Annotated in this window: 26 protein-coding genes; 15 read left to right on the top strand and 11 right to left on the bottom strand. The window is 67.0% G+C overall.

Annotated features, from left to right (window positions below; translation table 11 throughout):
* The first annotated feature begins 75 nt into the window (after positions 1-75).
* Positions 76-996, top strand: a complete 921-nt coding sequence (locus BDI24065_RS22860; RefSeq protein ID WP_174949903.1) for a DnaJ C-terminal domain-containing protein — start codon at positions 76-78, stop codon at positions 994-996.
* A 6-nt stretch (positions 997-1,002) separates the two neighbouring features.
* Positions 1,003-1,353, top strand: coding sequence for a chaperone modulator CbpM (locus BDI24065_RS22855; RefSeq protein WP_175033160.1), 351 nt, complete (start codon positions 1,003-1,005; stop codon positions 1,351-1,353).
* Between the two features lie 104 nt (positions 1,354-1,457).
* Here BDI24065_RS22855 and BDI24065_RS22850 read toward each other — a convergent pair whose 3' ends face one another.
* Entirely contained in the window at positions 1,458-3,089 is a 1,632-nt protein-coding gene (locus tag BDI24065_RS22850; RefSeq protein ID WP_175033159.1) for an oleate hydratase, read from the bottom strand.
* Between the two features lie 120 nt (positions 3,090-3,209).
* Here BDI24065_RS22850 and BDI24065_RS22845 point away from each other — a divergent pair, with 120 nt between their 5' ends.
* A complete protein-coding gene (locus tag BDI24065_RS22845; protein WP_174980296.1) occupies positions 3,210-3,356 on the top strand; it encodes a hypothetical protein in 147 nt (48 codons plus the stop codon).
* A gap of 100 nt (positions 3,357-3,456) precedes the next feature.
* On the top strand, positions 3,457-4,176 hold the full coding sequence (locus BDI24065_RS22840; protein ID WP_174980295.1) for a Bax inhibitor-1/YccA family protein: 720 nt from the start codon (positions 3,457-3,459) through the stop codon (positions 4,174-4,176).
* 120 nt (positions 4,177-4,296) lie between these two features.
* Here the strand turns inward: BDI24065_RS22840 and BDI24065_RS22835 are convergent, their stop codons facing one another.
* The gene (locus BDI24065_RS22835) at positions 4,297-4,476 is read right to left on the bottom strand and encodes a hypothetical protein (RefSeq protein WP_098553581.1); all 180 of its coding nucleotides are present in this window, start codon (positions 4,474-4,476) and stop codon (positions 4,297-4,299) included.
* A gap of 336 nt (positions 4,477-4,812) precedes the next feature.
* Here BDI24065_RS22835 and BDI24065_RS22830 point away from each other — a divergent pair, with 336 nt between their 5' ends.
* From BDI24065_RS22830 to BDI24065_RS22815, 4 genes are all read left to right on the top strand, one after another.
* Positions 4,813-5,466, top strand: coding sequence for a response regulator (locus BDI24065_RS22830; protein ID WP_175033158.1), 654 nt, complete (start codon positions 4,813-4,815; stop codon positions 5,464-5,466).
* A 200-nt stretch (positions 5,467-5,666) separates the two neighbouring features.
* Positions 5,667-6,140: a universal stress protein gene (locus BDI24065_RS22825; RefSeq protein ID WP_174949897.1), complete on the top strand. Its 474-nt coding sequence runs from the start codon at positions 5,667-5,669 to the stop codon at positions 6,138-6,140.
* A gap of 51 nt (positions 6,141-6,191) precedes the next feature.
* On the top strand, positions 6,192-6,467 hold the full coding sequence (locus BDI24065_RS22820) for a DUF1488 domain-containing protein (protein WP_098553584.1): 276 nt from the start codon (positions 6,192-6,194) through the stop codon (positions 6,465-6,467).
* Between the two features lie 182 nt (positions 6,468-6,649).
* A complete protein-coding gene (locus BDI24065_RS22815) occupies positions 6,650-7,084 on the top strand; it encodes an Hsp20/alpha crystallin family protein (protein ID WP_174949896.1) in 435 nt (144 codons plus the stop codon).
* Positions 7,085-7,231: 147 nt separating this feature from the next.
* Here the strand turns inward: BDI24065_RS22815 and BDI24065_RS22810 are convergent, their stop codons facing one another.
* The gene (locus tag BDI24065_RS22810; RefSeq protein WP_174980562.1) at positions 7,232-7,876 is read right to left on the bottom strand and encodes a nitroreductase family protein; all 645 of its coding nucleotides are present in this window, start codon (positions 7,874-7,876) and stop codon (positions 7,232-7,234) included.
* Positions 7,877-8,107: 231 nt separating this feature from the next.
* Between BDI24065_RS22810 and BDI24065_RS22805 the strand changes: the two genes are divergently transcribed.
* Together BDI24065_RS22805 and BDI24065_RS22800 are read left to right on the top strand one after the other, a co-directional pair.
* Positions 8,108-8,758: a BON domain-containing protein gene (locus tag BDI24065_RS22805; RefSeq protein ID WP_175033157.1), complete on the top strand. Its 651-nt coding sequence runs from the start codon at positions 8,108-8,110 to the stop codon at positions 8,756-8,758.
* Positions 8,759-8,813: 55 nt separating this feature from the next.
* A complete protein-coding gene (locus BDI24065_RS22800; protein ID WP_175033156.1) occupies positions 8,814-9,053 on the top strand; it encodes a hypothetical protein in 240 nt (79 codons plus the stop codon).
* A 64-nt stretch (positions 9,054-9,117) separates the two neighbouring features.
* Here the strand turns inward: BDI24065_RS22800 and BDI24065_RS22795 are convergent, their stop codons facing one another.
* The 3 genes from BDI24065_RS22795 to BDI24065_RS22785 are packed head-to-tail and all read right to left on the bottom strand — an operon-like array spanning position 9,118 to position 11,473.
* Entirely contained in the window at positions 9,118-10,059 is a 942-nt protein-coding gene (locus tag BDI24065_RS22795) for a TIGR00730 family Rossman fold protein (protein ID WP_254609833.1), read from the bottom strand.
* Between the two features lie 26 nt (positions 10,060-10,085).
* Positions 10,086-10,421, bottom strand: coding sequence for a c-type cytochrome (locus BDI24065_RS22790; RefSeq protein WP_175033154.1), 336 nt, complete (start codon positions 10,419-10,421; stop codon positions 10,086-10,088).
* 50 nt (positions 10,422-10,471) lie between these two features.
* Entirely contained in the window at positions 10,472-11,473 is a 1,002-nt protein-coding gene (locus BDI24065_RS22785) for an Acg family FMN-binding oxidoreductase (RefSeq protein WP_175033153.1), read from the bottom strand.
* Between the two features lie 175 nt (positions 11,474-11,648).
* Between BDI24065_RS22785 and BDI24065_RS22780 the strand changes: the two genes are divergently transcribed.
* A complete protein-coding gene (locus BDI24065_RS22780; protein ID WP_175033152.1) occupies positions 11,649-12,638 on the top strand; it encodes a zinc-dependent alcohol dehydrogenase family protein in 990 nt (329 codons plus the stop codon).
* Between the two features lie 34 nt (positions 12,639-12,672).
* On the opposite strand, the gene fnr is transcribed toward BDI24065_RS22780, so the two are convergent.
* On the bottom strand, positions 12,673-13,446 hold the full coding sequence (gene fnr, locus BDI24065_RS22775) for a fumarate/nitrate reduction transcriptional regulator Fnr (protein WP_175033151.1): 774 nt from the start codon (positions 13,444-13,446) through the stop codon (positions 12,673-12,675).
* Positions 13,447-13,885: 439 nt separating this feature from the next.
* Between fnr and BDI24065_RS22770 the strand changes: the two genes are divergently transcribed.
* Positions 13,886-14,344, top strand: a complete 459-nt coding sequence (locus BDI24065_RS22770; protein WP_098553592.1) for a universal stress protein — start codon at positions 13,886-13,888, stop codon at positions 14,342-14,344.
* A gap of 49 nt (positions 14,345-14,393) precedes the next feature.
* Here the strand turns inward: BDI24065_RS22770 and BDI24065_RS22765 are convergent, their stop codons facing one another.
* From BDI24065_RS22765 to BDI24065_RS22755, 3 genes are all read right to left on the bottom strand, one after another.
* Entirely contained in the window at positions 14,394-15,227 is an 834-nt protein-coding gene (locus BDI24065_RS22765) for a universal stress protein (RefSeq protein ID WP_175033150.1), read from the bottom strand.
* Positions 15,224-15,727 (bottom strand): universal stress protein, encoded by a 504-nt coding sequence (locus BDI24065_RS22760; protein WP_174949886.1) that lies wholly within the window; start codon positions 15,725-15,727, stop codon positions 15,224-15,226. Before BDI24065_RS22760 ends, BDI24065_RS22765 begins: the two co-directional genes overlap by 4 nt.
* Before the next feature lie 149 nt (positions 15,728-15,876).
* On the bottom strand, positions 15,877-16,716 hold the full coding sequence (locus BDI24065_RS22755) for a universal stress protein (protein WP_175033149.1): 840 nt from the start codon (positions 16,714-16,716) through the stop codon (positions 15,877-15,879).
* Positions 16,717-16,783: 67 nt separating this feature from the next.
* Between BDI24065_RS22755 and BDI24065_RS22750 the strand changes: the two genes are divergently transcribed.
* Both BDI24065_RS22750 and BDI24065_RS22745 read left to right on the top strand, forming a co-directional pair.
* Positions 16,784-17,029, top strand: coding sequence for a hypothetical protein (locus BDI24065_RS22750; protein WP_175033148.1), 246 nt, complete (start codon positions 16,784-16,786; stop codon positions 17,027-17,029).
* Positions 17,019-17,765: a beta-ketoacyl-ACP reductase gene (locus BDI24065_RS22745; protein WP_098553596.1), complete on the top strand. Its 747-nt coding sequence runs from the start codon at positions 17,019-17,021 to the stop codon at positions 17,763-17,765. Before BDI24065_RS22750 ends, BDI24065_RS22745 begins: the two co-directional genes overlap by 11 nt.
* A gap of 203 nt (positions 17,766-17,968) precedes the next feature.
* Here the strand turns inward: BDI24065_RS22745 and BDI24065_RS22740 are convergent, their stop codons facing one another.
* A complete protein-coding gene (locus tag BDI24065_RS22740) occupies positions 17,969-19,372 on the bottom strand; it encodes an MBL fold metallo-hydrolase RNA specificity domain-containing protein (protein WP_175033147.1) in 1,404 nt (467 codons plus the stop codon).
* 331 nt (positions 19,373-19,703) lie between these two features.
* On the opposite strand from BDI24065_RS22740, the gene BDI24065_RS22735 reads away from it, so the two are divergent.
* The gene (locus BDI24065_RS22735; RefSeq protein WP_175033146.1) at positions 19,704-20,153 is read left to right on the top strand and encodes a hypothetical protein; all 450 of its coding nucleotides are present in this window, start codon (positions 19,704-19,706) and stop codon (positions 20,151-20,153) included.
* Positions 20,154-20,157 lie beyond the last annotated feature (4 nt).

The following is a 20,157-nucleotide window of genomic DNA, read 5'->3' as shown; positions in this document are numbered from 1 at the left end:
CGCTTCGGCCAGGCTGCGGCGACGCATGCGCCGGCCAGTCCATCGCTCCATCGCTTTTCCCGTCAGGTCTTTCTCATGGAATACAAGGACTACTACGAGGTGCTGGGCCTGGCGCGCGACGCGACGCAGGACGACATCAAGCGGGCGTATCGCAAGCTCGCGCGCAAATATCACCCCGACGTCAGCAAGCATCAGGATGCCGAAGCGCATTTCAAGGAAGTCGGGCACGCCTACGAGGTGTTGAAGGACCCCGAGAAGCGGGCCGCCTACGACAGGCTCGGCGCCGGATGGCACGGCGGCGACGCATTCCGCCCGGAGCCGAACTGGGACGAAGGGTTCGAATTCAGCGGAGCCGGCGCGCCGCCCGACTTCGACGACTATCTGGCGTCGATCTTCGCCGCCGGGCGAGCCAGGCCGGACGGGCCGCTCAACGCCGGGCGCGATCACCATGCAAAGCTCGTCGTCGATCTGGAAGACGCGTATCGCGGCGCGCAGCGCGTCATTTCGCTGAGCCTGCCGGGCATCGACCCGCAGGGACACGTGCGGCTGCAGCCGCGGACGCTGAATGTCTCCATCCCGAAAGGCATCCGGGCCGGACAGTACATCCGGTTGGCGGGACAGGGCGGCGTCGGGCACGGTGGCGGTGCGCCCGGCGATCTGTATCTCGAGATCGCGTTTCGCGACCATCCGCGTTTTCAGGTGAACGACCGGGATGTGACGGTCGATCTCCCGGTCGCGCCATGGGAAGCGGCACTCGGCGCAACGGTCACGACGCCGACGCCCGACGGCGAGGTCGCGGTGACCGTGCCCGGGAATTCGCCATCCGGAAGACGGCTGCGATTGAAAGGCAAGGGGATTCCCGGCGATCCGCCCGGCAACCTGTACGTGAAGCTCAAGATTGTCCTGCCGCCCGCCGATAGCGAACGGAGCAAGGCTGCCTACGACACCATGCGCCAGTCGTTCGATTTCGACCCGCGCGCGCATTTTTACGGGTGACGCATCATGAAAGAAACCAGAACCGCCTGTCTGCAAGGACAGGTCATCGACGAGCGCGTCGAGCTGACGTTCGTCGAGCTGTGCCGGATCAGCGGCGCGTCCGAGGCGGAACTGACGCTGTGGGTTGCCGAGGGCGCCCTCGATCCGATGGGCGCCGGCCCGCGAGAGTGGCGTTTCAGCGGGGCGGTGCTGCGCCGTGTCGCGATCGCGCAGCGCCTGTCCCGGGATCTGATGATCAACCCGCCCGGCATCGCGCTCGCGCTCGATCTGCTCGACGAGATCGATGCGCTGCGCGCCGTCACCCGGGCCACCCCGGCCGCGCATCGGGAATCGGGCCCGCCCGCGGGGCCCGCCTGATTCAAGTCAAGGACGCGAACCGGTCGCGGGCGCTTGCCGATCGGCCCGGTGCGCGTCGCGCGGGCAGATCGTGAGCGCCGCGCTCGCCGTCCTGCATGCCGCGCTCAGGCATCGTGCAGCGTCGTGAATGCCCGATACAGCACCCGCGGGTCGTGCTGTCCCTTGTAGACCGGGGGCGGCCGGCGGTCGAGATCGAGCAGTGCCGCAACGGCCGTCTGCGCGCTGCGGATCGAGTATTCGACGGTAAACACGACGTCGTCCGGCAACTCGCAGAACTGCCCGACGAAAGCAAGATTGGCCGTGCCTTCCGGCGTCACCTGCGGCCGGTCGCCGTCCTGGCGCGCCAGGAACTGGCTCGTGATGAACGGCATCATGCACGGGATGCAGGTAAGCCCGGCGAGGAGGTCGTCAGCCTGCTCGGCGAGTCGCAGATGTCCGAGCAATTCGGTCATGATCTCGCGCCCCGTGCAGGCCGCCATCGGCTTCTCGACGAAGTTGCCGGGCGCGTCGACGAACAGCCCGTATCCCCACAACACGCTGACGTCCTCGGGCTGGCCGAGGAAATGCGGCTGATGCGGCACGACGATCGACATCAGCCAGTTCGATTCCGCGAAGGTGATCAGGCCGCCTTCGCCGGGCACATTGCCGGTCAGGTCGCGAATCCGCTGGAGCAGGGCGGGCTCGCGCAGCGTGGCCGTGAACGACAGCCATTTGGATTCGTCGATGTGATCGGCGAACGCGGCCGGGCGGCCGAACGCCGGCCGTCCTGCGGCGATCTTCTCCCACAGCGCCCATGCGCCGGCGTCGGCCCGGCCATTGAGCGTCGCGGGGCGGTCCATGCCGCCGAGGCTCGATCCTTCCGTCATGGAGCCCAGCGTGACGATCGCGCAATCGCCTTCGCGCACCGCGATTCGGGTGGTGGCGCCGTCGCGCTCGCAGACGATTTCCTCGACGCGGGTGTCGCCCTCGGTGCGGCTCAACACGAGATCGGTCACGCGGGTATTCGACTCGAACCGCACGCCGCGCTCGTCGAGCCATTTCTCGAGCGGCCTGACCAGCGAATCGTACTGGTTGTAGACCGTGCGCATGATGCCCTGGAGCTGGTTGAATCCGGACACCATGTGCGCGAACCGGAGCAGGTAACGCCTGAATTCGACCGCGCTGTGCCAGGGCTGGAACGCGAAGGTCGTGCACCACATCAGCCAGAAATTCGTCGTGAAGAAACCGGCGTTGAAGTGATCGGAGATCCGGCTGTTTCCGAGCATGCTTTCCGGCTCGATCGACAGGCGCTCCAGCGCGACGATGTGCCCTTCGTCGAGCCCGAAGGGCGGCTTGTTCACCCGTCGGCCGTCGCGCACCAGGCGCGACTTCGACGCGGTCCGCATGGTCTCGTTCCAGTCGAGGATTTCGCGGGTGACGGAACCGCGCTTGTCGAGCGTCGGGATCGACGAAAACAGATCGTAGGTGCAGAGGTACTTGCTTTCGAGCATGCGGCCGCCCCGGATCACGTAGCCCTCGTCGGCCGAACCCGCGCCGTCCAGGCTGCCGCCGAGGCGATCGAGCGCTTCGATGATCGTGATATTGCAGCCGCGTACGTCGCCGTCCCGGATCAGAAAGGCCGCCGCCGCCAGCGATGCGATGCCGCCGCCCACCAGATAGAACCGGCTGTTGTCCCGATCGATGCCGGCCGCGCGTCGGCGGGCGGCTCGATCCGAATCCCGTGTGCTGCGTTGCATGGAAATGCCCCTGTTCAGATTGGGTGAAACCGCTGTCGACGTCCGGGGACGCCGGATCGCGCTGCCGTCATTGGCGAGCGCTCGCGCCACGATATCCGCGTTCCGGGCGCGGCGATTGAGATGCGTCAACCGATCCGGATGCGGCAGGCCATGCCGGTGCGTATCGCGCGCGGCTTGACGCAACTCAAGCAGATCCGCGGCTTCGTGCGCTGCAATTCGGATGCGCGCGAGGCCCTGCGGAGCGGGTGCGGCGCCGGATGGGCTTGATGTGCGTCAAGGTGCCCGGTGACCCGAGGGGCGAGATTGATCACGGGAACGGCCACGACGAAGCGCGGCCGCCACGAATGCGATCCGAGGAGAATCGATCATGGGAAACGACTTTCGACAGGGGGCGCGACCAGAAGAGTCGCAGCGCGTATCGGGCGACGACGACGTCGGCCTTCGGCAGTATGTGCGGCGCATCTACAACTATATGGCCGGGGGCCTGGCGCTGACGGGCGCTGTTGCGTACCTCGGCGCGTCAACCGGGTTTTACCGGTCGATCGCCGGAACGCCCCTCTTCTGGGTGGTGCTGCTCGCACCGCTGGCGCTGGTCATGTTGCTGAGCTTCCGCATCGAGCACATCAGCTTCGGCGCGGCGCAGATCAGTTTCTGGGCCTACGCCGCGCTGGTCGGGCTCTCGCTTTCCGGCATCTTCCTCGTGTATACGGGCGAGAGCATTGCGCGCGTGTTCTTCATCAGCGCGGCCACGTTCGGCGCAACGAGCCTCTATGGCTACACGACACGGGCCGATCTCTCGCGCTTCGGCTCCTTTCTGTTCATGGGGCTGATCGGCATCATCATCGCGGGGTTCGTGAATCTCTTCCTGGTTTCGTCGGCGCTGCAGTTCGTCGTTTCCGTGATCGGCGTGCTCGTGTTCACGGGACTCACCGCGTACGACACGCAACGCATCAAGCGTATCTACATCGCGGGCGAAGCGGACGAGATCGCCGGCAAGAAGGCGATCATGGGCGCGCTTGCGCTCTATCTCGACTTTCTCAACCTGTTCCTGATGCTGATGCGGCTCTTCGGCAACCGCCGCAGCTAGGCGAGCGCCGGGGATCGGGGCGGGGAGCCCCGTGCGGCAAACCCCGGCAGGATCATCGCTGGAGCAAACAGGGGCCGGGCCGTGATGAACCTGGCCCGGCCGTCCGCTACCGGCCGCACATCATGTCGGTCTGGTTTGAACGTTGACGCTGCCCAACGCCTCGAGCGCGCCGAGTCGGGCATTCATCAGCTCAGCATGCAGCTTGATCGCCCGGATCAGAAATTGAACATCCTCGTTTTCGCTTTTCGAAGCAAGGTCATCGAATTCGGCCCACATCTCCTTTATCCGTTCGGCGCGCATGGCGACTCCTTTGGCGTGTGTATGGATGACGTCGTACGGCAGACTGGAACACCGTTGACGCCGTATGAACAGCATCGGCACGGGCCTGCGTTGCGTGCTGATCTGGATCAAGGGGGCGCAACTTCGAGGTATCGCTCGACATTCGGCACCGGGTTTGAACGGACCGTGTCTCGCCCGGAAGCGCGCGCGCCGTGGCGATCCGCCCAGGCCGCCGCACTTTGTACGTCAGCGTGCAGACGACACGCCTTTACGACCCCATGCTTTCAAACAAACCGGTGCCTGTGAATCGCAGGTCATTGCGGGTTCGTTCACCTGCCGAATGGATGGGTGTTTGTCATGATCAAAGTGGTGATTTCCGACGCGCATGCCGTCATGCGGGCAGGGGTGCGCAACGTCCTCGAAGCGGTCGACGGCTTCGATGTCGCCGGCGAAGCGACGGACGGGGCCGGCACACTCGAACTCGTGCGCGCTTTGAAGCCGCGCGTGCTGTCGCTCGGATGGATGATGTCCGGCATTCACGGAGTCGACCTTATCAGGCAAATCAAGAAGGAGCACCAGGACGTCCGGGTGCTCGTTCTGACCGCGCATTCCGAACAGACCCATGCGGTGCGTGCGTTCCGGGCAGGGGCTTCGGGATTTCTTTCCAAGACTTGCTCGCGGTCGGACCTGATCGACGCGGTTCGAAAGCTTGCCGATGGCGGGGTATACGTGAGCACGATGGTGGGTGATCTGTTGGCGCAAGTCGCTAACGGCGACAGCGGAACGCTCGCGCATCATCGTCTGACTGAGCGGGAGTTCGAGGTCCTGGTTGGTTTGGCCTCCGGACAATCGATCTCGCAGATGGCCGGGTGCCTGAGTATCAGCATCAAAACGGTCAGCACGTACAAGTCGCGCATTATGGAAAAACTGGATCTGACCAATGAATCGGACATGATTCGCTTTGCGCTACGTCATCAGTTGCTGGACCTTGGCGACAATATTCTCGGGTAGTCGATCGCTGCGATGGGTGAAACGCCACCCGTGTGCGAAATCGCACGGCAGATCCTGTCGTGCGGTTTCCGCATCGAAATCCGGCGCGATGCCGGACATTTCGCACGGTTGATTTCGGTCAACGTCCGATCTCGACGAGCGGTGATGATGAAGGCAAGTCCAAACGTCGCCTGTACGCCTGTCCATCCCGCGAGGTCCGTATGTACACGAATATCATGGTCGCCGTAGACGGTAGTGCTTCGTCCAGCCAAGCGCTTGACGAAGGCCTGAAGATGGCCAGGTTATACGGAGCCCGTCTGTTTGCCGTTTTCGTCGTCGACAAATCCATTTTGCTCAGTTACGCCGGACGAATCGATCCGAATGCCTTGATCGAGGAAGTCAGACGTGACGGTGTAGCCGTGCTGCGAGAAGCCGAGCGGACGATCGCGCGCGCGGGCGTGAACGGCGATACGGAAATCGCCGAAACGGAGCTCGGTCAGGATGTCGCGGAGCGCCTGCAGCGCTATGTCGCCGAACATGCGATCGATCTGGCCGTACTCGGCACGCATGGGCGGCGCGGGATCCGGCGCATGGTGCTCGGCAGTGTCGCGGAACGCTTCCTGCGCGCGGCGAGCTGCCCGGTACTGCTCGTGCGCGGCGACGACGCGGCGCGGGCAGTCGTTGCGGCCGCCTGACACCCCACCGTGCAAGCGTCGATCGGGGCGCCATCCCGTCAGGAGACCGTCATGGATATCTCGTTTCCCGCCGAACCACCGGCGTATTCCGGGATGGAGCCCGCGCTGGCCTTTTCAGCGCTCATCGAAGGTCGGCGCGTGCAATGCGTGATCACGGCCGAGGCACTGGAAGACCATTTCCGCGCCGCGTCGCCTCGCGAGCCGGATCTCGTGGCCGCGTTCTCGTGCAATCGCCCCGCCATCGAATGCGCGGCGCGCCGCATGCTCGAGGAAGTCGGCGGCCGGCCGATCCTGCTCCACAGCGGATTTTTCCGGTTCTGCACCTGACCACCGCGCGCCGTTGACACGTATCAAGCCGCAGCCGGCCGGCACGTCTACGCTGGATGCCAGACAGGACGGTTCGTTCCTCGCGCGACACGCATGTGCCGCGGCGGCGCGTCCCGCCTTCCGGTCCGGCACCGTCGGGACGAACGCGCCGGGTCGATTCAACCGTTCGAGGAGTGCACATCATGAGCAATCTGATTCACTACGATCCGTTTTCCGTCGACCCTGTCTCCGACCTGTTCCAGGGGCTGTTCAGGCCACTGCGAGGCATGGCGATGACGGACGAACCCAATCTCGCGTCGATGAAGATCGACGTCACGGAAAGCGACGATGCTTATAAGGTCAACGCGGAACTGCCGGGCGTCGCAAAGGAAGACATCGACGTCCAGGTGACGGGCCGGGCCGTCTCGATCAACGCAAAGATCGAGCGCAACAACGAGCAGAAGGACGGCGAGCGCGTGATCCGGCGCGAGCGCTACAGCGGCACGATCAGCCGCTCGTTCTCGCTGCCCGGCGAGATCGACGACGCGAACGCGACGGCGTCGTATCAGGATGGCGTTCTGGCGCTGACGCTGCCGAAGAAGACGCCGGCCGGACAGAAGAAACTGACGATCGGCTGAGCGCGCGGCAGGCGCGGCGAGGCAGGATCGCGCCACCGGGGAAAGCGAAACGGCGTGCGGCGCGATCCGCGCGCCGTTTGTTTTCGTGTGACCGCCGCCACCGGCGCGACGGCATCCGGTGCCGGATCAGGCCGCCGACGACGAGCCTCACGCACGGAAGCCGACGGTCTGCGCAACGATCGGTAACTCGTCCTCGTTCAGACGCAATGCGTCGGCGAGCGCCCGATGGTTGATCCAGCCGCGCACGACCGTCCCCAACCCGGCGGACGCGCAATACAGCGAAACGTTCTGTGCAATCGCACCAGCCGCGATCGCCGAGAACACGTCGCGCTGCTGCGGCGGCATCGCCAGGAGCGCGGCGATTCGCACGACGTAGACGAGATCGAGCGGCGCGCGGCCGACAAAATCCTGGTAACCCGTCAGGTTGCGCGCGTCGACCGCATGCTTCAGCACGAGTCGGTGCGCGGGCGCGTCGTAGCGATATACGCCGCCCGGCAGCGCGACGTAAATGTCGATCTCGTTGAAGGCATGGGCGGATGGCGCCGTGCGGCCGCCGTTCGCCGGCCGGTTGATTCCGTCCGCCGCCCACAGCATGGCGCCGAGCGTTTCCGGCGAGAGCGGCGCCGCGGCGAATTCGCGGCAGCTCATTCTTGCCGCGAGCGCCGTCATCAACGGAACGCCGCCGTCGAGATCCGGGCGGGGCAAATCGATGACGGCGGGCGACTCGCCCTGCGGCGCAACGGGGTGCGCGGGCGCCGCCGGCGAATAGGCCAACAGTTGCTGTTCGGTCATCTGGGTCTCCTTCAAGCATGTATGCGACTGCTCGGCATCTCGCGTCGCGGCGATCTCACGATAGAACGAAGGGGCGGCACCCGCTTGACCTTTGTCAAGCGGCGCGTCGGCTGGCAACACGTTGCGGCGCCGCCGGCACCATTGACCTGCATCAGCGTTCCCGCCGCGCGCCTGTGCAAATCTGGTGACGTGCGGCGAAGGCGAATGCCGCGGCTCACTGGGGAGCAGGCGATGAAAAGCGACAAGCAATTGAAGCAGGACGTTCAGGACGAGCTGGAATCCGACCCGACTATCGACGCGACGCGTGTCGGCGTCGAAGTGGCGAACCGCATCGTGACGTTGTCGGGCCATCCGCCGAGCTATGCGGAGAAACTCGCGATCGAGCGAGCGGCGAACCGCGTCGCCGGCGTCAAGGCGATCGTGATCGACATGACCGTGCATTTGCCGGACGACGACGTCCGGACCGACGAGGACATCGCGAACGCGGTGCGTTCAGTGCTTCACTGGACCGTCGGCCTGCATGACGATGCGATCAGGGTGCAGGTCGAGCGCGGCTGGATCACGTTGTCCGGGAAGGTCGACTGGGTGCACCAGAGCCATCTCGCGGTGCGCGCGATCTCGCAGATGCGCAGCGTGACCGGCGTGACGGACCACATCCACGTGCAGGGCTCGGTCGCCGCGGCCGACATCGGCGAGAGCATCAAGCGCGCGATCATGCGTCACGCGGAGCGCGAGGCGATGCATCTCGAGGTCGACGTGCACGACGGCACCGTGACGCTGTCGGGCAAGATCGGATCGGCAGCCGAACGCGAGGCGGTGCGCGGCGCCGCGTGGTCGTCGAAAGGCGTGCGGGCGGTGGTCGACAATCTGGTCGTCGACTGAACCGGGGCGGCACGGCGGGCTGCCGGTGCGACGGGAATGAGCGAAGGGGCACGAGATGACGCTTTCAGGCGAGATTCACGAAGCGGACTGGTCGGTGGCGATCGAGACGATCCCCAACGAAACAGGGGGCTATCGTTGCCGGATTCATGTGACGCTCAAGTCGCCGGATGGCGTATACGAGCACACGTTCGCGCATAGCAGGACCCACGTCACCGAGCGCGAGGCCGCCGTCGAAGGATTGCGAGCCGGGATGACGTGGATCGAGATGAGGAAATCGGACACCTTCACGCTCTGAGTTCAATCGGACGGCCTCGAGCCGCGCGCAGGAAACGGCCCAATGAAGGCCCAATGAATTCGGCTCATTCCCGCATCGGGTGGTTCGCCCGTGAGGTCGAGCGTCGCGGCGGCGATCGCCGCTGTGCATACCAGCCGCCGATGGCATGCCAGATGTCCTGCGCGGATTCGCAATAGACGAACAAGTCGAGATCGCTGCGATCGATCATCCCGTCATCGGCGAGAAACGCGAAATCGACGGCGCGGCGCCAGTATGCTTCGCCGACGAGTATCACGGGAAGCGGCGCGATCTTCCGGGTTTGCAGGAGCGTCAACACCTCGAACAACTCGTCGAAGGTGCCGTACCCGCCCGGGAAGAACACCGCTGCTTTCGCGCGTTCGAGCAGGTGCAGCTTGCGGATCGCGAAATAGTGAAATCGAAAGCACAGGGCCGGCGTGAGGTAGGGGTTGGGCGCCTGTTCCCGCGGAAGTTCGATGTTCAAGCCGATGCTCGGCGCGCCGCTTTCGTATGCGCCTCGATTGGCGGCCTCCATGATTCCCGGGCCGCCGCCGGTGATCACGGCGAGCCGTGCCGTGCGGGTGCGCCGGTCGGCACGGCCGACGATGCGCCCGAATTCGCGCGCGACACGATAGTAGACGCTGTATTTGACGAGACGGCTCGCGGCCGCGACGGTGCGACGCCGGCGCGCGTCGTGCGGCCGCTCCGCCAGCGCGCGGCTCGCTTCACCCAGCAGCGCATGGGCTTCGGCGGGCGCGACCATGCGCGTGCTGCCGTAAACCACGATGGCGTGACCGATGCGTTCCTGTTGCAGGCGCTCCTCGGCCTTCCAGTAGTCGAATTGCAGCCGGAGGCCGCGCATGCCGGGGCGCTTCAGGAGCGTCGTGTCTTCATCGGCCCATATGCGGTGCGTGGTATCGGCCCGGCGCCGCGGCCGCCGCGCAAGGGGGCGCGCGGTTCGCACGCGACGTTGCGGGGCCCTGAAAGCGGTCCGTTTGACTGCGCTCATGATGGAGGGCGGATAACGAGGCTCGGTTACTGGCTCATGACCCATTGCACCAGTTGACGCGCGTCGTCACGCGAGAGCGGACCGCCGCGCTCGGCGGCGGACGGCATCGGCGTATCGCCCCAATGCGCGCGGCCACCGACACGCAGCTTGGTTTCGAGCTGCTTGTCGGCGTGCGGCACGCCCCGGTAGCGTTCCGCGATCTGATGAAACGATGGCGCGAGGAACGGCATGTCGGAGGTGTGACAAAACATGCAGTGCTGTGCGTTGACGAGCTCGGTGGGTTCCGGCACCGCCGTCTGGGCGGCCGCGATGCCGGCCAGCGCGGCGAGCACGCCGGCAGCGAGTGGGCGCGTGACGTTCATGGTTTTTTCCTCGTTTTCCGCGTCGGAACGAAAGCCGGCACCGGGCGCGATCAGGCAATCACTTCGTCGAGCGGCCGGCGCGGCGAATGCGGCACGTGCGGGCCGCGCCCGATGCGCAGCAGCAGTTGCGGATGCCCGCGCAGCGCGAGCAATTGGCACAGGTGCGCGCGCAGTCCAGCCGCCTCGATCGGCTGATTCAGGTACGACGCCGTGTAGCCCGCACGCGTCGCGACGAGCAGCATGCGCTCGAGCGCTTGCCCGGCGGCGAGCCAGGCGTCGCGATCGTCGCTGACCGTCGAGATGCAAACGGTCAGCGGCGACGCGCCGACGAGCTGGTGGTGCAGCGCGGCCAGGCCGTTGCCGAGATCGAACGTGCGCACCGCGGTCGTCACGATCGGCGCGGCGAAATCCAGCAGCGCCGGCACGCCGGCCGCGAACGCGGGCATGCCGTCGACGTGCCGGCGCGGATCGATCCAGCTCGCCAGTTCGCGCCGAAACCGCGGGTCGGCAAACTGCTGGCGGTCCGCTTCGGCGATGACCTCGGCCACCCGGGCGCGCCGTGCGATCGAGTCCGCACAGGCCACGTCAGCACCTTCCGCTGCGCCCGCCGCGATCAGCTCGCGCTGCAGCGCGTCCGGAACGGGTTCGGATTCGAACGGGGCGCGCGTCGTGACGCGCTCGGGGATCGCGGCGAACAGCGTACCGAGCTCCGCATCGGTGTAGCCGTCGTCGCACACGCGCACGAGTGCCAGGATGTCGGGATCGATGTCGGACGGGAACGTGCTGATCGTATGCGCGATCCCGGCATGATCGAGCGCGACGCGGAGGTTGAGCAGCGCCGCGCCGCAACTGATGATCAGTTCGCGATCGAACGGATCGACCACCGGTAACGCGCGAACCCGGTCCGCGCATACCGCGATCGTCGTTCCGTCGACGATGAACCGCCACGGCTGCGAATTGTGGCTTGATGGCGCCAGCACCGCGTAGCCGACCAGCGACCGCAGTCGATCGTCGAGACGGGGGATTGCGGCAAGGGGAGTAACGGATCTCATTCGACAACCTCCAGGGAGCCGGCCAGCGGCGGAACGCCATTTCATCCTGTCAGCAACCGGCCGGCGGCCGTTGACCCACGTCAAGCCCGCGTTACCGAGTCGTACGGACTCGGTTTCGGGCGCCTAGGCTTGGAACAAGCGAAGCGCGCGAGGCGATCGCGCGGGGGAGGTCCACATGCTTGCGATGATGTTCGACGGCACGGCACCGGATTTGCGCGAAGCGCACGTGCCGGCCCCCGTGCCTGCGGCAGGCCAGTTGCTGATCGACGTGCATGCCTGCGGCGTATGCCGCACCGACCTCCACGTGATCGACGGCGAGCTCCCGCATCCGAAGCTGCCGCTGATTCCGGGGCATGAAATCGTCGGGACGGTGCTGTCGCCGGGCACGGGCGTGACGGGTTTCGCGGTCGGCGACCGGGTTGGCGTGCCATGGCTCGGCCAGACGTGCGGGCATTGCGCGTATTGCGCCGCCGGGCGGGAAAATCTGTGCGACAGCCCCGGATTCACCGGTTATACGATCGATGGCGGTTATGCCGAGCGCACCGTCGCGGACCACCGTTATTGCGTGCATCTGCCGAGGCGCTACTCGGATCAGGACGCCGCGCCGCTGCTTTGCGCCGGCCTGATCGGCTACCGTACGTTGCGCATGGCCGGCGACGCACGGCGAATCGGGATCTACGGGTTCGGCGCGGCAGCGCATCTCGTCGCGCAGATCGCACACCATGAAGGACGCAAGGTGTTCGCGCTGACCAAACCCGGCGATACCGTTGCACAGCAGCTTGCGCTGTCGCTGGGGGCGGCATGGGCAGGCGGCAGCGACGAAGCGCCGCCCGAGCCGCTCGACGCCGCGCTGATTTTCGCGCCGGTCGGCGCGCTGGTACCGGTGGCGCTCCGGGCGGTCGACAAAGGCGGGATCGTCGTGTGCGGCGGCATTCACATGAGCGACATTCCGGCTTTCCCGTATGCGTGGCTGTGGGGCGAGCGCCGCATCGCATCGGTGGCCAATCTGACGCGCGCGGATGCCGTCGCGTTCATGCGGATCGCCGACGCGATGCCGCTGCGGGTCGAAGCCACGCGCTATGCGCTGACCGACGCGAGTCGCGCGCTCTCGGACCTGCGCATGGGCCATGTATCGGGCGCCGCCGTACTCGACATGCGCGGCTGAGCCGCGCGCCGCCCGTGCCGGGCAATCCGCGGCGTCAGAGGCGCGCGAGCCCTTCCGAATCGACGATGCGGATCTGCTTGCCCTGCGCCGCGACGAGCCCTTTCTGCTGGAACTTCGACAGCATGCGGCTGACCGTCTCGAGTTTCATGCCCAGATACTCGCCGATCTCGTCGCGGGTCATCCGCAGCACGAATTCCGCGGCCGAGTAGCCGCGTGCCTTGAAACGCGTCGAGAGATTCAGCAGGAACGCGGCCACGCGCTGTTCCGCGCTCATCGTGCCGAGCAGCAGCATCAACGCGGACTCGCGGACGATCTCGCCGCTCATCATCTGGTAGACGTGGTGCTGCATCGACTGCACCTCGCGGCACATCTGCTCGAGCTGGCCGAACGGAATGATGCAGACGGTGCTGTCTTCGAGCGCGATCGCATCGCCGTTGTGACGTCCGGTATGCACGCCGTCCAGCCCGAGCGATTCGCCGGCGATCTGGAAGCCGGTTACCTGCGCGTCGCCGTCGCGATGCATGACGACGGTCTTGAACGATCCGGTTCTCACCGCGTAGATGCTGTTAAATGTATCGCCGGCCCGATACAGGGTGTCGCCGCGCTTGATGTGACGCGTCGTGCAGATCATCGCGTCGACCCGCGCGAAATCGTCGGGTGTCAGCGCCTGGGGCAGGCAAGCGGCGTGCAGCGCGCACGACGAGCAGCGGGACGACGCGCGCTTCGGCTGGTCCGACCGCTCGACGGAGTGCAGCGGAATAAAGGGGCGCGACAACGGGGGCATCGACACTTCGGCATGGCTCTGCATGATCTGCTCCGGTTCGTTGGGGGAGGGCAGCGAATCGCGTTGGCACGGTCGCGCTGGCCGCAGTACGGCGGCTTGAAACCTCGCCGCCTTCATCAAGGACGCGCCGCTCCGGACCGGCGGGACGACGGATGCAGTCGACGCAGGACTGCGCCGCCGGGCTGCTCCGGAAGGCACGCGTGTTCGTTTTTCTTGATCGGAAGTATGGCGAGCCGGACGCGAGAATGAAATCAGCGGAGATTGAAGATTCAGTAGGTGACGAGGAAGGGCTGTAGGGCAATTCCTACAAGCGCGCGGCATCTTGTCGCACTCGAGACGGATGCATGGGGCCGCCATGTCCGTCGCGACGCCCGCTTGATCGGCGTCAACGGGCCGGGCCGCGGCGCGCTCAGACTGAAATTCCCGATCCGGCCGGAACGGGATGGATCAACCGGGAGACGCCATGTATGAACGGATCTTCGCCGCGCTCGACGACACGCGCGCCGCGCGGCTTGCGCTCGACGAGGCGATTGCAATCGCCCGCGCGTCGGGCGGCCTCGTCGTCGCGGTGTGCGTCGTGTCGGATCTGCTGCAGCTGACGGGTATCGACGGCGGTTATGTCGAGCGGATCGACCCGAGCGGCGTGGGGACGGACCGGGCGGCGACGGCGGTCGCCGATGCCGAGACCGCGTTCCGGCTGTGCGGGGTGCGCGGCACCGCGCGAACGATCGACGCACGCGGCGAGAACGTGTCGTCGGTGCTGGCGCGCGCGGCCGCCGAATGCAATGCCGACCTGATCGTGATGGGGACGCACGGCCGGCACGGGGTTCGCAGGGCGTTGCTCGGCAGCGTCGCCGAGTCGCTGCTACGCACCGCGGACCGGCCCGTGCTGCTGGTCCGCGACGCGCCGGGCGCGTTGTGATCCACCAGGGCGGGGCGGCCGAATGAGGCTGCCCCGTTTCCGTTCGCGCTCAGTGCGACAGCAGCACCGGCACCGTCATGGTTTCAAGGATCGTGCGCGTCGCGCCGCCGAGTACGCGCTCGTGCGTCCGGGTATGGCTGTACAGGCCCATCACGATCAGGTCGGCGTGAAGGTCGGTGGCCCGGTTCAGCAGGGTCGCGCCAACGCCGACCGTGCTCGCGCGCGCTGTTGTCGAGAACGATGCGCGGATGCCGTGGCGCTCCAGGTACGCGGCGACGTCCACGCCGACCGGCGTCTTGTCCGGATCGGGATGCCCGTGGCCGACCGTCTCGACGTTCACGAAACGCGCCCGCGCGAGCAGCGGCAGCGCGTCGGCCATCGCGCGCGCGGCTTCGCGCCCGCCGTCCCAGGCGATCAGCACGTTCTCGCCGAGAGGGCGCACGTCGCCCGCGTACGGCACGACGAGCGCCGGCCGGCCGCTGCCCATCACGACGTCCTCGATGAAATGGCGCGCGACGTGCGTCAGGCGGTCGTCGGGATTTTCCTGGCCGAGCACGAGCAAGTCGGCATGACGCGCATGCAGGATCGCCGTGTCGGTCGCGGCGCCGGCGGGCGCCCGCCATTCGACGCTGCGCCCCGCGCGCTCGGCGGCTTCGAGAAATTTCTCCTCCGCGTCCTTGCGCCGCTGTTCGCACAGGCGCTCGTACACCGCAAGCTTGAGCGGCTCGTCGGGCCGCCGCAACGGTTCGAAGATAGCCTGGCAAACCACGTAGAGGCCTATCAGGTGAGCGTTCCAGCGTCCCGCGAGATCGAGCGCCAGTTCGACGCGTGTCGCGCAACGATCGCTGTCGTCGAGATGGACGAGCAGGGTCTTGTAGCTCATGACGGCTCCTTTTCGGTCGACGCGGCGGCGGGCGCCGCGGCGGGCACCGGCGAGCCACTCGCCGGAATCATCAGCACGGGGCACGCGGCCTGCCGCAACACGCGCTCGGCGACGCTGCCCAGGACGAGGCGGCGGAAGCCGCGCCGGCCGTGGGTGCCCATCACGATCAGGTCGGCGCCGGTTTCCTTCGCAACGAGCACGATCCGCTGCGCGACGTCTTCGCCGGCCGGTTCGACATTGGCGATCTGCGGCGTGCCGGCGACGCCGCGCGCCTGCATGCGCTTCGCTGCGTCTTCGGTGACGCGCAGCCCTTCCTCGCGGAACGCGTCGATCAGGATCGACGGGTCGTAGCCGTACATGTCGTAGGCCGGCACCAGGAAATCGACCACGTAGACGGGCGTGAGCCGCGCACCCGATTCCGACGCTAGCGTCAGCGCGGTATCGAGCGCGCGGGAAGACGTTTCGCTGCCGTCGAGCGCGACCAGAATGTTCGAATACATGGCGGTCCCCTTTGAACGCGTATCAATGATTTGATCATCGGCCCGCGCGCGCCGATCGCGCTGATCTGGATCAAGCGGCGCCGTCGCGTCGCGGCAGGCGCATCGCATCCGGTGTCGAGCGCTTTGCCTTCGTGCAGCGGCCGGCGTGCTCAGTGCGACATCAGTACCGGCACCGTCATCGACGCCAGCACCGTGCGCGTGGCGCCGCCCATCAGCAGCTCGTGCCAGCGCGGATGGCCGTATGCGCCCATCACGAGCAGATCGGTGCCGCTTTCATACGCGCGTGACAGCAGTGTGTCGCCGACGGACGCGCCGGGGCCGTTATCGATGTCGAGCACGTTGACGTCCGGCGCGTGGCGCGCAAGCATCAGCGCGGCATCCGCGGCCGGAATGCGGGTGGTCGCGGCTTCGGAATCGCCATCGACCACCGCGACGACCGTCGTGCGTTTCGCGTGTTCGAGGAACGGAAGCGCATCGTGCGCGGCGCGCGTGGCCTCGCGGCTGCCGTCCCAGGCCACCAGCGCGCGTTCGCCGACCGACGGAAATTCCCCGGCGTACGGCACGAACAGCACCGGACGCCCCGCCGACAGCACGAGCGTTTCCGGAAACTGGTCGTCGATATAGGTTTCGGGATCGTTCGGGTCGCTCTGGCCCGCGATCACGAGATCCGCAAGGCGCGCGAGACGCGGCACCGCGACGTTGGCGCGCGCATCGGCGCGAATCCAGGCCGACGACACCCTGGCCCGCGCCGTTTCGGCGTGAAACAGGCGCTCGAGCGCGGCGAGACGTTCGTCGCGCCGTTCGCGATGCTCGCGAAAGTAATCGGCGGAGCCGGCCATCACGTAGAACGAAGTCGGCTCCGGCGTGTAGATCGCGAACAGCCCGGTCAGGTGCGCCTTGAAGCGCCGCGCGAGACGCAATGCGAACTCGAGGCGCGAATGCGCGCCAACGCTCGTATCGAGATGCACGACCATGCTCTTGTAGCTCATCGGGATCGCTCCATCGACGGTGTATCCGCCAGTGCAATTCAGTCTACGAAGCAGGCTTCCCGCGCGCTTGACCCAGATCAACGGCCGCCGTGCCGCACAGCCGCAGAGTGACACGGTCGCGGCCGGTATCGGGCCGGCGGCGCGAGACGGGTGCAGACCCTTCGACCGAATCGACAGAGGGAAGACCATGACCATCGACGCTTTGACGACACCGAATATGACGGAAACGGCCGGCGCGAACGGCGCGTTGGCGCTTGCCGCCGGGCGGCGCGACGGCGCGAATACGACGCGGGAGCACGATCATGTGCGCTGATCGGGTCGCATTCGTGACGGGCGGCATGGGCGGCCTGGGCGCCGCGATCAGCCGTCGCCTGCATGCGGCGGGCATGACGGTCGCCGTGTCGCACACGGAGCGCAACGACCATATCGCGACCTGGCTGGTGCACGAACGGGAAGCCGGGCGCACCTTCCACGGCTTCGAAGTCGACGTCGCCGACTACGACGCGTGCCAGCAGTGCGCGGCGCGCGTGCTCGCGCAATTCGGGCGTGTCGACGTGCTCGTCAACAACGCCGGCATCACGCGCGACGCCAGCTTCGTGAAGATGACCAAGAGCATGTGGGACGCGGTGCTGCGCACCAATCTCGACAGCATGTTCAACATGACGAAGCCGTTCGTGCCCGGCATGATCGAAGCCGGCTTCGGCCGCATCGTCAACATCGGCTCGGTGAACGGCTCGAGAGGCGCGTACGGGCAGGCCAACTATGCGGCCGCCAAGGCGGGCATTCACGGTTTCACGAAGGCGCTCGCGCTCGAACTCGCGCGGCACGGCGTGACGGTCAACACGGTGTCGCCCGGCTACCTCGCGACCGCGATGCTCGACTCGGTGCCGAAGGACGTGCTCGACACGAAAATCCTGCCGCAGATTCCGGTGGGGCGCCTCGGCAACCCCGACGAGATCGCCGCGCTCGTCGCGTGGCTGTGCTCGGACGCGGGCGCATTCGCGACCGGCGCGGAATTCGACGTCAACGGCGGCATGCACATGCGCTGAATGCGTCCGTCATCCGTGTGCCGGTCACGTTCTCGCTCGACGACGTCGAGCGTGACAACGACACGTTCGGCCGCGCCGCAAACACGCATGCGCTGAAGGATCATCATCGAAGCGGCGTGATTGCAGCGCGCATCGTGGCGAGGGGCGGGCGCCCGCCGCGACGGATGACGGGACGCGCGGCGTTCGTGCGCCGCGCGTTGCCGTCAGGATGAAAGCGCCGCCTGTCCGCGTGCGTCGTCGCGTACGACTTCGTCGAGATCGACCGTCTGCCCGTAGGTCGGCACCTCGCACGGCCAGTGCAGGGTCTCGGCGATGCGCCGCCGCAAGGCATCGGCCGCCGCCGGTTCGCCGTGCGTGACGAAGGTCCGGAACGGCGCGCGCTGCATCGTGCCGAGCCACTGCAGGATTTCCGCGTAGTCGGCATGCGCGGACAGCGCCGCGATCGACTCGACCCGCGCCCGCACGCGCACGTACTCCCCGTGAATCTTCACCGTCGGCTCGTGCGCGGCCAGCGCCGCGCCGCGCGTGCCCGCGGCCTGGTAACCCACCAGCGCGATCGTGTTGCGTGCGTCGGGCGCATAGCGGCTCAGATGATGCAGCACGCGACCACCCGTCGCCATGCCGCTTCCCGCAATGATGACCATCGGCCCCTGGTGCTCGGCGATCGCCTTCGACTGGTCGACCGTGCGGACCATCGTCGCCGCGTGGCCGAGCGCGTTCGCTTCCGACAAGGTCAGCCGGTGCTCGAGGAGGTGGTGACGATAGATCTCCGTCACGTCCGTCGCCATCGGGCTGTCGAGAAACACCGGCACGCGCGCCATGCGGCCGGCCGCTTTCAGCCGCGCGATGTAGTGCAGGATCTCCTGCGCGCGGCCGACGGTGAAACACGGGATCACGACCACGCCGCCGCGCGAGAAGGTGGTGTCGAACAGCGCGGCCAGCTCGCTCTCGGGGTCCGATGCCGGATGCAGGCGGTCGCCGTACGTCGATTCGACGACCAGGTAATCCGCATGGGCCGGCGCCGTCGGCGGCTGCATGATCGGGTCGTGATAGCGGCCGAGATCGCCGGAGAACGCCAGTACCTTGTGATCCCAGTGCATGACGACGCTGGCGGCGCCGAGGATGTGGCCGGCGGGCAGCAGCCGGAACGACAGGTCCTCGCCCAGCGTGACGCATTCGTCGAATGCGGCGGGTTTCATGAGATGCAGCGCGCGCTGCGCATCCCCGGTCGTGTAGAGCGGCTGGGCCGGATGATGCTTCGAATAACCGTGCCGGTTCGCGAAATCCGCTTCTTCCTCCTGCAGCCGCGCGCTGTCGCGCAGCATGATGTCGCACAGTTCGGCCGTCGCCGGCGTGCAGTACACCGGGCCGCGAAACCCGTCGCGCGCCAGGACCGGCAGGTAGCCGGTGTGGTCGAGATGCGCATGCGTGAGGACCACCGCATCCAGGGTGTCGGGCGCGATCGGCAGCGGGCTCCAGTTGCGCAGCCGCAGGTTCTTCGTGCCCTGGAACAGGCCGCAATCGACCAGGACGCGCCGGTTGCGGTGCTCGACCAGATACTTCGATCCGGTCACGGTTTCGGTCGCGCCGAGAAAAGTCAGTTTCATGGGTTGCCTCGCCGGAAGTTGAGGAGTTCGGTGTTCCGATTACAGCGCGTGCGCGCGCCACCGCGTTGACGGAAGTCAGGGATTACCGTGTCCGTGTCCGTGCGCGTGAGCGCGACGGTGGCGATTCGACGGAGGAATGGCGGCGGGCCGCCGTGCGGCATACGGGGCGCGTCGTTTCGCGGGGTTGATGCCGGTCAACGCATGGGCCCGGCGGCAGTACGATAGTGATTGCATGTGCGACGGCGGCGCCGCGTCCCGGCAACCCGGGCGCGCGTCGCGCGCGAGGCGAGGTGCGTGCCGATATGACAGGATTTTCAGGGCGAGGCCCATCATGACGTTGATCGCGAATCTGGACGGCGCGCGGGCCGGCTACCGGCTGTGCTTCGTTCGCCGCCCGTGGGCGTGGTTCACCTGTCTGCCGCTTGACGAGCAATGCGGTCAAGGCTGGGCGGACGTTCCGTATCAGGACTTTGCGAAACCGCCTTACAGCGATTCGCGCGCGCAGCTGCTGCGGGTCGCGTTCGACGCACCGCGCCTGCTGACGCCCGAGACGGGGCTGCATGCGCATGCCTGCAGCGTCGAGCAAATCAACGAGGGGGCCGCGCCGTGGCTGCGCAGCGAGGATTTCTTCGACGGCACGACGCTCGTCGTGCCGGGCGGGATCGCACTCGGTGCGTTCGTCGAGCGGATCGAGGCGGCCGGCGGCACCGTGTACGCGCCGCTCGGCTGGGCCGAACTGCCGCCGTGGCACCGTCCCGACGTCGCGGCGCCCGCGGGCTGAACCG

Source organism: Burkholderia lata, from assembly GCF_902499025.1.
Classification (GTDB): Bacteria; Pseudomonadota; Gammaproteobacteria; order Burkholderiales; family Burkholderiaceae; genus Burkholderia; species Burkholderia lata_C.
Note: the sequence above shows the minus strand (reverse complement) of the source record. Positions and strands in the feature narration are given on the sequence as shown.

Bases quoted from the DNA above. Each gene is read 5' to 3' on its own strand.
- BDI24065_RS22765 (WP_175033150.1), bottom strand. From the start codon at position 15,227: ATGAGCTACAAGACCCTGCTCGTCCATCTCGACGACAGCGATCGTTGC.
- BDI24065_RS22850 (WP_175033159.1), bottom strand. From the start codon at position 3,089: ATGCAACGCAGCACACGGGATTCGGATCGAGCCGCCCGCCGACGCGCG.
- BDI24065_RS22780 (WP_175033152.1), top strand. From the start codon at position 11,649: ATGCTTGCGATGATGTTCGACGGCACGGCACCGGATTTGCGCGAAGCG.
- BDI24065_RS22835 (WP_098553581.1), bottom strand. From the start codon at position 4,476: ATGCGCGCCGAACGGATAAAGGAGATGTGGGCCGAATTCGATGACCTT.
- BDI24065_RS22845 (WP_174980296.1), top strand. From the start codon at position 3,210: ATGCGTCAACCGATCCGGATGCGGCAGGCCATGCCGGTGCGTATCGCG.
- BDI24065_RS22770 (WP_098553592.1), top strand. From the start codon at position 13,886: ATGTATGAACGGATCTTCGCCGCGCTCGACGACACGCGCGCCGCGCGG.
- BDI24065_RS22860 (WP_174949903.1), top strand. From the start codon at position 76: ATGGAATACAAGGACTACTACGAGGTGCTGGGCCTGGCGCGCGACGCG.
- BDI24065_RS22855 (WP_175033160.1), top strand. From the start codon at position 1,003: ATGAAAGAAACCAGAACCGCCTGTCTGCAAGGACAGGTCATCGACGAG.
- BDI24065_RS22800 (WP_175033156.1), top strand. From the start codon at position 8,814: ATGACGCTTTCAGGCGAGATTCACGAAGCGGACTGGTCGGTGGCGATC.
- BDI24065_RS22805 (WP_175033157.1), top strand. From the start codon at position 8,108: ATGAAAAGCGACAAGCAATTGAAGCAGGACGTTCAGGACGAGCTGGAA.
- BDI24065_RS22755 (WP_175033149.1), bottom strand. From the start codon at position 16,716: ATGAGCTACAAGAGCATGGTCGTGCATCTCGATACGAGCGTTGGCGCG.
- BDI24065_RS22825 (WP_174949897.1), top strand. From the start codon at position 5,667: ATGTACACGAATATCATGGTCGCCGTAGACGGTAGTGCTTCGTCCAGC.
- BDI24065_RS22790 (WP_175033154.1), bottom strand. From the start codon at position 10,421: ATGAACGTCACGCGCCCACTCGCTGCCGGCGTGCTCGCCGCGCTGGCC.
- BDI24065_RS22815 (WP_174949896.1), top strand. From the start codon at position 6,650: ATGAGCAATCTGATTCACTACGATCCGTTTTCCGTCGACCCTGTCTCC.
- BDI24065_RS22795 (WP_254609833.1), bottom strand. From the start codon at position 10,059: ATGAGCGCAGTCAAACGGACCGCTTTCAGGGCCCCGCAACGTCGCGTG.
- BDI24065_RS22760 (WP_174949886.1), bottom strand. From the start codon at position 15,727: ATGTATTCGAACATTCTGGTCGCGCTCGACGGCAGCGAAACGTCTTCC.
- BDI24065_RS22740 (WP_175033147.1), bottom strand. From the start codon at position 19,372: ATGAAACTGACTTTTCTCGGCGCGACCGAAACCGTGACCGGATCGAAG.
- BDI24065_RS22735 (WP_175033146.1), top strand. From the start codon at position 19,704: ATGACGTTGATCGCGAATCTGGACGGCGCGCGGGCCGGCTACCGGCTG.
- fnr (WP_175033151.1), bottom strand. From the start codon at position 13,446: ATGCAGAGCCATGCCGAAGTGTCGATGCCCCCGTTGTCGCGCCCCTTT.
- BDI24065_RS22840 (WP_174980295.1), top strand. From the start codon at position 3,457: ATGGGAAACGACTTTCGACAGGGGGCGCGACCAGAAGAGTCGCAGCGC.
- BDI24065_RS22745 (WP_098553596.1), top strand. From the start codon at position 17,019: ATGTGCGCTGATCGGGTCGCATTCGTGACGGGCGGCATGGGCGGCCTG.
- BDI24065_RS22830 (WP_175033158.1), top strand. From the start codon at position 4,813: ATGATCAAAGTGGTGATTTCCGACGCGCATGCCGTCATGCGGGCAGGG.
- BDI24065_RS22820 (WP_098553584.1), top strand. From the start codon at position 6,192: ATGGATATCTCGTTTCCCGCCGAACCACCGGCGTATTCCGGGATGGAG.
- BDI24065_RS22810 (WP_174980562.1), bottom strand. From the start codon at position 7,876: ATGACCGAACAGCAACTGTTGGCCTATTCGCCGGCGGCGCCCGCGCAC.
- BDI24065_RS22785 (WP_175033153.1), bottom strand. From the start codon at position 11,473: ATGAGATCCGTTACTCCCCTTGCCGCAATCCCCCGTCTCGACGATCGA.